The following is a 774-nucleotide window of genomic DNA, read 5'->3' on the forward strand; positions in this document are numbered from 1 at the left end:
ATTATATAATTGGTAAGCTTTATAATAATCTCCGTTATCATAGATTTTATACAATTTATAATTTCCACTTCTAATTGCTGAAGATGCTCTTTCATCTTGTCCATGTGGGTAATGCCAAAAAAGATCTGTTCTTTCAGTATTGTCACTATTTTTTATTTCTGCTTCAGTGCCACTTAAAAAAGGAAATAAACTTACACCATCTAAATTGTTCAGAACATTGGCATCAAGAACGGCATCTGCTCCAGTAACCTCCATAATTGTAGGATAAAAATCTAAATGAGAAACTATGTTATCATATACTTGATTTTCTACAATACCAGGTCCAGTTATAACAAATGGCGTACGCAAACCGCCTTCTTTGGTGTGTGTTTTCCCTAAATCTAAAGGAAAGTTATCTGTAATAATTTCTGACCCATGATTTTCTGCACCTCCATTATCTGAAGCAAATATGATATACGTTGTATCAAATAATTTCATCCCTGGATTTCTTGGATCATCAGTAACTTTTAAATAATCTACTACTCTCCCTAAACTCCAATCTAAACTCGCAATCATCGCTCCGTAATAGGGATTTGTTTGGCCTGAAGTCGTAATATTTGCATCGGTTGTAGGCACAGGAATTCCTAATTTATCACAATAATATTCTAGTAATGCTAAATCTCTTGTTTGTATTGGTGAGTGAACTAACCAATGAGCCATGTATAGAAAAAAGGGTTCCTCTTTGTTATCATCCATAAAATCCAATGCTAGTTCTGTTACAGCATCATAAGGTCT

At 33.7% G+C, this 774-nt stretch carries 1 protein-coding gene; it reads right to left on the reverse strand.

The window, feature by feature from the left end; translation table 11 throughout:
* The coding region (locus HM981_RS17385) for a sulfatase-like hydrolase/transferase (RefSeq protein ID WP_179340068.1) at positions 1 to 774 on the reverse strand (774 nt) is incomplete at both ends.

The organism is Winogradskyella ludwigii (genome assembly GCF_013403985.1).
Lineage (GTDB): Bacteria > Bacteroidota > Bacteroidia > Flavobacteriales > Flavobacteriaceae > Winogradskyella > Winogradskyella ludwigii.